This is a genomic window from Archangium sp., from assembly GCF_036277355.1.
Classification (GTDB): domain Bacteria; phylum Myxococcota; class Myxococcia; order Myxococcales; family Myxococcaceae; genus Archangium.
This window is the reverse complement of the sequence record NZ_DASUNC010000030.1, coordinates 26,691-35,887: the sequence shown is the minus strand read 5'-3', so window position 1 is coordinate 35,887 and position 9,197 is coordinate 26,691. Positions and strand designations below refer to the sequence as shown.

General features: G+C 68.2%; 8 protein-coding genes and 1 pseudogene. 6 read left to right on the top strand and 3 right to left on the bottom strand.

Annotation, left to right across the window (positions count from 1 at the left end; translation table 11 throughout):
* Positions 1-256 precede the first annotated feature (256 nt).
* Complete coding sequence (locus VFZ09_RS07835) at positions 257-1,309, top strand: hypothetical protein (protein ID WP_329726865.1); 1,053 nt, start codon at positions 257-259, stop codon at positions 1,307-1,309.
* 41 nt (positions 1,310-1,350) lie between these two features.
* Here the strand turns inward: VFZ09_RS07835 and VFZ09_RS07830 are convergent, their stop codons facing one another.
* Positions 1,351-3,345 (bottom strand): serine/threonine protein kinase, encoded by a 1,995-nt coding sequence (locus tag VFZ09_RS07830; protein ID WP_329726867.1) that lies wholly within the window; start codon positions 3,343-3,345, stop codon positions 1,351-1,353.
* A gap of 318 nt (positions 3,346-3,663) precedes the next feature.
* On the opposite strand from VFZ09_RS07830, the pseudogene VFZ09_RS51595 reads away from it, so the two are divergent.
* The 4 genes and pseudogenes from VFZ09_RS51595 to VFZ09_RS07815 all read left to right on the top strand — a co-directional run.
* A pseudogene (locus VFZ09_RS51595) lies at positions 3,664-4,179 on the top strand (cysteine dioxygenase); the annotation flags it as partial.
* 135 nt (positions 4,180-4,314) lie between these two features.
* On the top strand, positions 4,315-5,310 hold the full coding sequence (locus tag VFZ09_RS51590; protein ID WP_414640680.1) for an ABC transporter ATP-binding protein: 996 nt from the start codon (positions 4,315-4,317) through the stop codon (positions 5,308-5,310).
* Positions 5,216-5,950 carry an ABC transporter permease gene (locus tag VFZ09_RS07820; protein ID WP_329726866.1) on the top strand — a complete coding sequence of 245 codons (735 nt, stop codon included), beginning with the start codon at positions 5,216-5,218 and terminating at the stop codon, positions 5,948-5,950. Before VFZ09_RS51590 ends, VFZ09_RS07820 begins: the two co-directional genes overlap by 95 nt.
* Positions 5,951-6,012: 62 nt before the next feature.
* Positions 6,013-7,044 carry an ABC transporter substrate-binding protein gene (locus VFZ09_RS07815; protein WP_329726863.1) on the top strand — a complete coding sequence of 344 codons (1,032 nt, stop codon included), beginning with the start codon at positions 6,013-6,015 and terminating at the stop codon, positions 7,042-7,044.
* Positions 7,045-7,225: 181 nt separating this feature from the next.
* Here the strand turns inward: VFZ09_RS07815 and VFZ09_RS07810 are convergent, their stop codons facing one another.
* Complete coding sequence (locus VFZ09_RS07810) at positions 7,226-7,534, bottom strand: hypothetical protein (protein WP_329726862.1); 309 nt, start codon at positions 7,532-7,534, stop codon at positions 7,226-7,228.
* A gap of 175 nt (positions 7,535-7,709) precedes the next feature.
* Between VFZ09_RS07810 and VFZ09_RS07805 the strand changes: the two genes are divergently transcribed.
* Positions 7,710-8,672 (top strand): ketopantoate reductase family protein, encoded by a 963-nt coding sequence (locus VFZ09_RS07805; protein WP_329726861.1) that lies wholly within the window; start codon positions 7,710-7,712, stop codon positions 8,670-8,672.
* Positions 8,673-8,676: 4 nt separating this feature from the next.
* Here the strand turns inward: VFZ09_RS07805 and VFZ09_RS07800 are convergent, their stop codons facing one another.
* A complete protein-coding gene (locus tag VFZ09_RS07800) occupies positions 8,677-9,045 on the bottom strand; it encodes a hypothetical protein (RefSeq protein ID WP_329726860.1) in 369 nt (122 codons plus the stop codon).
* Positions 9,046-9,197: the final 152 nt, after the last annotated feature.

Sequence of the window (9,197 nt, the reverse complement as noted above, 5' to 3'; positions counted from 1 at the left end):
CTGAGAAGTTGCGAGCCAGGGGCGACGCCGTTACTCCTATGAATGACGAGGTCTGCCTGCCTCAAGGTGCGGTTCCTCTATTGCCCCCGGCCAGCGCGACGGTTCTCAATCTGTTTTGGAAGTCCAACTGTAGTACTAAGGCGCTGGAAATGAATAATTTGTCCGCCTTCATTCAGCGGTCTCCTCAACTTCCAATCACAGAACTTGGCATCTTTATTTATTTCCAGCGCCTAAGATCGAGACCCTCCTCGAGTCCGTGCGCAAGCAGGTGAAGCAAGAGTTGGAGTCCCGCCTCCCACCTCGCGCAACGGAGAACCCGTCGAGCAAGGCCGAGCAGAAACAGGAGGATCTCACCGCCTCGCCAGCAATCGAACCTGTCGAGGGAAAGCGAGAGGAAAAGCGGTTCGCGCAACCCTCAGACAAAGCAGCGCCGTCACGCGTGGAACGCAGGGCGTCAACAGCCCCGGAAACCGAGACTGAAGTGAAGGCTGTTCCCACGCCCCCTGCTCCGAACGCCCCGAAAGTAGAGCAGAAGAAGACGGAACCAGTTGCCCCCAACTGTGGGCCAAAGCCAGCGCTCGTGTCGAGCCGTCAGGTGAAGGAGCATCAGTTGGGGCGGCTTGCCATTATGAAGCATGAGTTGTGTTTGAAGACTCGATTCCAAGGGCTCGCCGTGGAGCGGTGGGTGGAATTGATGATCCGAATGGAGGACGCAACAACCAGCCATGAGCGGACGCTCATCAGCCAGGAGATCGACCAGTTCGCTCGTGATTTCATTTATAAGGATGGGTTGGAGGCCGAGCGCCAGGAGGCCGCGCGCCGGGAGGCCGCGCGCCAGGAGGCCGCGCGCCAGGAGGCCTTGCGTCAGGAGACCGCGCGTCGGGAGGCTGCGCGTCAGGAGGCCGAGCGTCAGGAGGCCGAGCGTCGGGAGGCTGCGCGTCAGGAGGCCTTGCGTCTGGAATCCGAGCGTCTGGAATCCGAGCGTCTGGAGGCTTTGCGTCTAGAAGCCGAGCGTCTGGAATCCGAGCGTCTGAAGTCCTTGCGCACCTTACTAGCGGACGAAGCCCTCGATGACGCGAACCTGGATACCTCCGGGTGCCAGCCTGTTGTCAGCGCTGGCTGCGAACTTCTCCTTCAGCGGTTCCGCAGCATTCAGGCTGCATTCCTCACGACGTCGCCCTCCCAACTCGCTCCCCTCCGGGAACTCTCCAAGATTGGCCAGGAGATCCGGGCAACTCGCACCCATGAGGAACTGCAGCAAGCCGCGCAAGCCCTCAAGGCATGGCTACAACGGCAGTTGGCCCAATGAATCAGCGCTTCCCTGAGTGAGGCACGGCGCTCCCGTGCGCCTCACTCCTGGAGGAAGTTGTGCCGGACGACGGTGATATCCCCCGCCACTACTCGGATGCTCAGGGTCACCGTCTTCGGGATGTCCTTGTTGACGAGCTTCACGGTGTAGTTCCCCGCCAGCAATTCCACGGGATCCAGTGGCGTGTCACCCAATTCCCGCCCACTCAAGAAGACGGTGGCGTAGGGTCGGATCCGAAACTCGACGAGCCCTTTGGCGAGTTTGGGGGCCGGCGCCTTGGCACGCGGCGTGGACTTCACGATTCCCCCCTCGTTCGAAGGGCGATCGCTCTTGGAAGCGTCTGACCTGGCAACCTGTCCCTTTGCCTGAAGCGGGGCGGCCATCTGCGGAGCAGTCTCCGGTTCGGATGGGGCAACAGCCTGCGCAACCCCCGCATCCTGAGGCTCGGCGGCGGCGGCAACATCCCGCTCCTCCTGGGGCTGAGTTCCGGGACTGCCTGTGGACGACGAGGAAGACGCGGAGTGGGGCTGTTCCGCCGGAGGCGCTTCCTTGGCGTCAGCCGCGCTCGAAGACGGCATCACAAGGGCAGACGCCTGCGGCGCCGGGGATGGCGGTCGCTCCTGGAGCTCTCGCATGGAGGAAGCCACCGGAAACAGCACGAGTCCCACTCCCGCCACGATGAGCGCACTCGCCGTGAGCAGAGCCCTCCACCTGCCTCCCCGCGGGGGCATGTCGGGCTTCCTCTCCGCCGAGATCACCTCCATGGAGGGCCGTCTCACGGGCGGCAGGGGACGGATGTCCGGGGCCGTCGGGCGCTCGGAGTTTGCCTCGGGCGCGTCCTCCTTCACAGACTGCGGCTTGCGCACCTGCACCGTCTGGGGCGCCGCGAATTCCGCAACCTCCGCCTCCCCGGGCTGCGGCTTGCGCACCTGCACCGTCCTGGGTGCCTCGGCAGCCGGCACCTCCTTCACGGGCGCGGGCTGGCGCAATGGCACCGTCCGGGGCGCCGCGTATGCCTCCACCTCCGTCCTGTCATCGGGAGGCGGCGGCGTATGCACGGGAGTGACCGAGTGCGTCGCCTCAGCCCGCGGTACGCCCGGCTGCGACGTGGACATCTCGGTGCTGGCGGCCACCTGCGCGATGAGCTGGGCCACCTGCTGCGTCGTCACGGGCCTGCCCACCGAGAGGATGAATTCCTCCAGGTCCGACTGGAGCGCGTGGCAGTCCGGGTAACGCTGCTCGCGGTCCTTGGCGAGCGCCCGGCCCATGATGCGCCGCATGGAGTCCGGCAGCTCCGGCCGGAACTGCACCGCGGGCATCAGCGATTGGAAGAGGATGGCCCGCATCAGGCCCACATCGGACTCCGCCTCGTACGGCTTGTGGCCCGTGAGCAGCTCGTAGAGCACGACGCCGAGCGCGTACACGTCCACCCGCCGATCCAGGGACTCGGCGCGGACCTGCTCGGGCGGCATGTACGCGAGCTTGCCCTTGATGACACCGCTCGCGGTCTTGTGGGCCTGCCCCGCCGCCTTGGCGATGCCGAAGTCCACCACCTTCACCGCCCCCTGCTTCGACAACAGGATGTTGTCCGGGCTGATGTCACGGTGGATGAGCCCCTGCGCCTCTCCTGTCTCCGGATCGGCGAAGTCATGGGCGAAGGCCAGACCCTCGCACGCATTCGCGACGAGCCGCGCGCACACCGCGAGCGGCAGCTCCATGCCTTGCGCCGAGGCGCGCTTGATGAGCGTGCGCAGGCTGGGCCCGTCGATGTACTCCATGGCCAGGAAGTACGTCCCCTCGGACTCACCGAAATCGAAGATCTGCACGATGTTCGGGTGGGTGAGCTGGGCGGCCAGCTTCGCCTCGGAGAGGAACATCTCCACGAAGGCGGTCTCCTCGGCCAGGTGCGGCAGGATGCGCTTGAGCACCAGCGTCTTCTCGAAGCCCATGGGACCGGCGGCCTTGGCGAGGAACACCTCGGCCATGCCACCCGTGGCGAGCTTGCGAACCAACTGGTACTTGCCCACTTGCTGCATCACGAACCGTCTCCTCCACAAGCCGGGCCCGGCATCCCCCGCCAGGGTGCTCCCGTCCTGCCGTCGCGCGGGGTGAAGGTGTCACAGAATTCGTGCACAAGCGAACCCAGGAAACAGGGATTGGCGCTTTGACCGGGACTCCCCCCGCCACGTTTCCTGGGAAAGGCAGACAGGCAGGCAACCGCCCCTCTTCCCCCAGGCCCGAACCGGGCCCCTCCCCGGCGGCCCGCTCCACCTTGGCTGTTGAAGGTGTCATCCCCACCTTCATCGAGCCTCACCCGTCCTGAGGTCCGATGAAAGGGCGGAAGGAGAGCGACAATGGAACGCAGCCCACCGACCGGATGGCAGGCGATGGACGCTGCTCTCTCCCTGAGGCAGTTCATCCTGCGTCTCCGGGGAGCCAACGCCCGGAACGGGGCCCAGGGCCTCGAGGAGGTGCTCCGGCAGGGCCAGCTGCACCGGCGCGCCGTGGAGCCCTTCGCCCTCCTCCAGGAGGGGCGCTACACCCGCACGCTCGTGTACCGGGACGAGGACCTGGAGGTGCTCGTGCTCGGCTGGGGCCGCGACGCCCGCGCCCCCATCCACGGGCACGACGGCCAGGAGTGTTTCCTGATGACCGTCGCGGGCGAGCTGGAGGTCGCCGACTACCACCTGGTGGCGGGCGGGCAGGAGCCCGGCTACGCGCTCGTCGAGCGCATGGGGCCCCGCCGCACGCTGCTGCCCGGCGCCATGGATCACCGCACCCCCGAGGCGGCGCTGCACTCGGTGCGCACCGGCCCGCGCAGCGGCTTCGCCATCTCGTTGCATGTGTATTCCCGTCCTATCGACCACTGCCTCGTCTATGAACCCCGCCGCTCCAGTTGCGAGCTGCGCAAACTCCGTTACGACCGTGTGATGCGCCTCGCCGACCCGACCTCCCCGTCCGCTCCCCCGCCGAAGGCCACTCCCCGCCCAGGGCGCCTCTCCCGCATCTGGCGCTCGCTCTTCCGGCGCGTGCGGGAGGTGAAGGAGACCGTCAAGGACACGCTCGTCCCCGCCCTCGTTGGCGAGGAGTCGGCCAAAATCGCCGTCAAGCGCGTGGAGCACCAGTACGCCAACAAGGTGGTGGCGCTCCAGGACGTCAACCTCAACATCCGCTCCGGCGAGTTCGTGTGTCTGCTGGGGCCCTCGGGCTGCGGCAAGTCCACCCTGCTGTACGCGCTGGCGGGACAGATTTCGCCCACGGGCGGGCAGGTGCGCATCGACGGCAAGCCCATCACCGGACCGGGGCCGGACCGGCTGCTCATGTTCCAGGAGGCGGCGCTCTTCCCCTGGCTGTCGGTGCGGCAGAACATCGAGTTCGTGCTCGCCGCCCGGGGCCTGTCCAGGGCCGAGCGCTCCGAGCGCGCGCGCCGCTTCATCCGCTACGTGCAGCTGGAGGGCTTCGAGGACGCGATGCCGCACGAGCTGTCGGGCGGCATGAAGATGCGCACGGCGCTCGCCCGGGCGCTGGCGGTGGACTCGCCGGTGCTGCTGATGGACGAGCCCTTCGGCTCGCTGGACGCGCAGACGCGGCTGCACATGCACGAGTTGCTGCAGCGCGTCTGGCTGGAGACGCGCAAGACGATCGTCTTCGTCACGCACGACGTGACGGAGGCGCTGGTGCTGGCCAACCGGGTGGTGGTGATGGCACCGCGGCCCGGCCGCATCCTGAGGGACCTCGAGGTGCGGCTGCCCATGCCCCGAGGCCCCGATGACGTGGCACTGGTGGGGCTGGCGCGGCAGATCCGCTCCATGCTCCGCGAGAGCGAGTCCATGAGCGCGCCCGGCACCGGCGCCCGGGAAGAACGAGGGACACACCATGAAGGCGTGGCACCTGGGACAGAAGCTGCTGTTCCTCGCGGGACTCCTGGCGGTCTGGGAGCTGCTGGCCCGGTTCGGCCCGTGGCCGCACCACCTGTTCCCGGGCCCGAGGGCCGTCACTGAGAGCCTCGTCGCCATGGCGCGCGATGGCCGGCTGTGGGACGGCATCACGCGCTCCATGGGACGGCTCGCGCAGGGCTACGGCCTCTCCGTGCTCATCGGCGTGCCGCTGGGCGTCCTCATGGCACGGGTGAAGCTGGTGCGGCGGCTGCTGCGCCCGCTGGTGGTGGGCCTGCAGGCGCTCCCCTCCATCTGCTGGCTGCCCCTGGCGCTGCTGTGGTTCGGCCTCACCGAGACGTCCATCATCTTCGTGGTGGTGATGGGCTCGGTGCTGGCCATCGCCATCGCGGTGGAGGACGGCGTCATGCACGTGGATCCCCTGCTGTTGCGCGTGTCCTCCACGTACGGCATCCGCGGGGCGCGCTTCTACGGGGGCGTGCTGCTGCCCGCGGCGCTGCCCGGCATCGTCACCGGGCTCAAGCTGGGGTGGAGCTTCGCCTGGAGGGCCCTCATGGCCGGCGAGCTGCTCTACGTGTCCGGCGGCCTGGGCCAGCTGCTCACCATGGGCCGCGAGCTGATGGAGATTCCCCAGGTGATGGCCGTCATGGTCTGCATCATCGCCGTGGGCACCGTCATCGACCGCGTGCTCTTCCAGACGGTGGAGCTGCGCGTGCGCCGCCGCTGGGGATTGGCGCCGGGCTGACAGAAGCCTCGTACCCCGGTCCATGTGCGGCGGACCCCGGCCCGCCCCACCCTCGGTGGCATATGCGTCTCGGGTTCCTCGTGGTGGGCCTCACCGCCCTGTGTCTGGCGGCGAGCGGGTGCAAGAAGGAGCAGCCGGGGGAGGGCTCGGCGAAGCAGGGCGTGAAGGAGCAGCGGCCGTTGCGCATGGGCTTCTTCCCCAACATCACCCACGGCCAGGCCCTGGTGGGCAATGCCTCGGGCGCCTTCCAGCAGGCCGTCCCCGGCATCCAGATGAAGATGTTCAACGCCGGACCGGCCGCCATGGAGGCGCTCAGCGCCGGCTCGCTGGACGTCTCGTACGTGGGCACGGGGCCCGCCATCAACACCTTCCTCAAGGGCGGGCGGGAGCTGCGCATCATCGCCGCGGCGGCCGACAACGGCGCGGTGCTGGTGACGAAGACGGCGCGCACCCCGGCCGAGCTCAAGGGCAAGACGCTGGCCACCCCCCAGCTCGGCAACACCCAGGACATCGCGCTGCGGCACTGGCTGGGCCAGCAGGGCATGAAGGTGGGCCAGGACGTCACCGTCACCCCGCTGTCCAATCCAGACATCCTCGGCCTCTTCATGAACGGAAAGATCGAAGGGGCCTGGGTGCCCGAGCCGTGGGGCGCCCGAATGATCGCCGAGGGCGGCGGCCACATCCTCGTGGACGAGCGCGACCTGTGGCCGGAGCGGCGCTTCCACACCACGGTGCTCGTCACCACCCGGAAGACGCTCGAGGAGCGGCCCGAGCAGCTCAAACAACTGCTGCGCGCCCACGTGGAGCTCACGCGCCAGTGGCAGCAGCAGCCCGATGTCTTCGTCTCGCGCGTCAACGAGGCCTTCGGCAAGGTGACCGGCCACCCCATCTCCGAGCCCGTGCTGAAGGACGCCTTCTCCCGGCTGCGGCCCGCGCTGGAGGTGGAGCCGGGCCCGTTGCAGCAGGCCGCCGAGCACGCGCGGCAGCTCGGCTTCATCCCCAGCGCGGACTTGTCGGGCCTGGTGGATGACTCGCTGCTGCGCGAGGTGATGGGCGCCCAGGGCGAGCCCGCCCGGAAGGACGCGGGGCCCTGACGCTGGCTGGCGAAGACGCCGTACTTCTTCTGCTCCCACCTGGCCGAGGGCATGCGGCGGGCGGCGGACTGGCCGCAGAAGGCCGGTCATCACGTCCAGGCCCACCTCGTGCGCCAGCGCTACGCCTCGCATCCGGGCAGGCCTCCAGGCGCATAGCCACGTGGCTCGCGGAACGGCGCGCTCAGCTCAGCCTGGGCGGGACGCGGTAGATCTCCTCCACGTCGTCGTGGTTGAAGAGCCCCATCGCCTCGCGCTGCACGATGAGCGTCCACTTGCGGTACTCGGCATCGCGGCGCTTCTCGTCGTACTCGGCCAGCTTCCGGTCTCGCGCGGGGCTGGGCGCCATGGCCCGCACCTGCTGCCCGAGCTGCTGCAACTCGGTGAGCTGCCGTTCGATCCGCTGTCCGAGCGCCTTGATGCTCGCGGCCGCCTCGGCGCGCATCTCGACTTCGATCGCGAGCGTTCCACCGATTGGTTTCTTGCTCGACATGTCCTGTCGACCTCGTTCGTGACTGCCACGGAGAAGATAGAGAGCAGGCGGCGCGGCCGCTTGAAGGAATGCGACACGAGCCTCCCGGTGGGATGCACCCGCCTGATGGAACCCCGCAGCCCGGCCCCTCCGATGAAGGGGCGGACGCCCCGGCCGGGATGGTAGGAGTCACGCCATGAACGAGACCCCTCGGGTGCTGCTGGTCGGTGCGGGAGCCGTTGGCCAGGTGTTCGGGAAGTATCTCCAGGCGGCGGGCTGCGAGCTCTCCTTCCTCGTGAAGGAGAAGTACGCGGACGAGGCGCGGCGCGGCTTCACCCTCTACGAGCTGGGCATGCTCGAGAAGGACCCCGAGCCGGTGGCGTTCTCCGGCTTCGGCGTCCTCGTCTCGAACGAGGAGGTCGCGGCACGGCGATGGGACCAGGTCTGGCTCTGCGTCTCCTCCACGGCGATGCGGGCCGGGAGCTGGGTGGGCGAGCTCGCCCGGGCCACGGGAGACGCCACCTGGGTCATGCTCCAGCCGTCGCTCGATGACCGCGACTGGCTGCTGCAATGGATTCCGGCGGAGCGGCTCGTCTCCAGCATGATTCCCTTCCTCAGCTTCCACGCGCCGCTGAAGCCCGGAGAGCGGTTTCCCAAGCCGGGCATGGCGTTCTGGATGCCTCCGATGACCCGGGGCCCGTTCAGCGGACCGCCCGAGCGCCTCCAGCAGGTCGTCCGCACACTGCGAGCCGGAGGATATCCAGCCCGGGCCAGCCAGGACGTGGCGCGCGACGTGGCGATTCCCTCGGCGGTGCTGACCGTCTTCGTGAATGGTTTGGAAGCGGCGGGCTGGAGCTTCGAGCGCTTCCTCCAACACGACTCGCTGGAGCGCGTCCACCGGGCCGCGCGCGAGGCGGTCCAGGTCGCGGCCGCGCACACGAAGGGGAGCGCCTCCGCCGTGCTGCCGCTGCTGCGCCCCGCGCTGTTCAAGCTGCTCCTGCCCGTGGCCTCCCACCTCATGCCCTTCGACCTGGAGGCGTACCTGCGCGTCCACTTCACCAAGGTCGGAGAGCAGATGCGCTTGATGATGAAGACATACGTGGACCTGGGCAGGAGCGCGGGGCTGCCCGTCGAGAACCTCCAGGCGGCGTTGCGCTGACCCCCTACTGACAGGTCCACGCCTTCGGAGGACACGCGCAGCGGCCCTCCTCGGCTCTGGGCTCCACCCCAAAGCAGGCAGTGCCGCAGCTCGCCACGATCCGGCCGGTGAGCCGCTCCACGTAGAAGGAGGGGCCGTCCACCTCCACCTGGCAATTCATCCGGACGAGGCCCCCGCAGCTCTTCACCACCTCGCACCCTTCGGGCGGGAAGAGCAGGCTGACGTGATCTCCCGGTTCGAGCTCATCGTAGGTCGCCGGGCCGCAGCCGCTGCCCACCAGGAGCAGGCACAGCGCGGCGGTGAACAGGGCGCCTCCCCGCCACATGCCGGACGGGGAGTGAAACGAGGGCTTCTTCAAGGTGAGGACACTCATGGTGGAAACACGAATTGCCATGCGTGTGCCAGGGGATGCGCGCCCCGCCGTGCACTCGGGATTCCGAGGAGTTGGAGGCGGCATGAACGAAGAAGGGGTCTCGAAAAATCGAGGCCCGCGGAATGGAGCCGCCGGAAAACCGTGCCAGGATG

Bases quoted from the DNA above. Each gene is read 5' to 3' on its own strand.
- VFZ09_RS07830 (WP_329726867.1), bottom strand. From the start codon at position 3,345: ATGCAGCAAGTGGGCAAGTACCAGTTGGTTCGCAAGCTCGCCACGGGT.
- VFZ09_RS07805 (WP_329726861.1), top strand. From the start codon at position 7,710: ATGAACGAGACCCCTCGGGTGCTGCTGGTCGGTGCGGGAGCCGTTGGC.
- VFZ09_RS07815 (WP_329726863.1), top strand. From the start codon at position 6,013: ATGCGTCTCGGGTTCCTCGTGGTGGGCCTCACCGCCCTGTGTCTGGCG.
- VFZ09_RS07810 (WP_329726862.1), bottom strand. From the start codon at position 7,534: ATGTCGAGCAAGAAACCAATCGGTGGAACGCTCGCGATCGAAGTCGAG.
- VFZ09_RS07800 (WP_329726860.1), bottom strand. From the start codon at position 9,045: ATGAGTGTCCTCACCTTGAAGAAGCCCTCGTTTCACTCCCCGTCCGGC.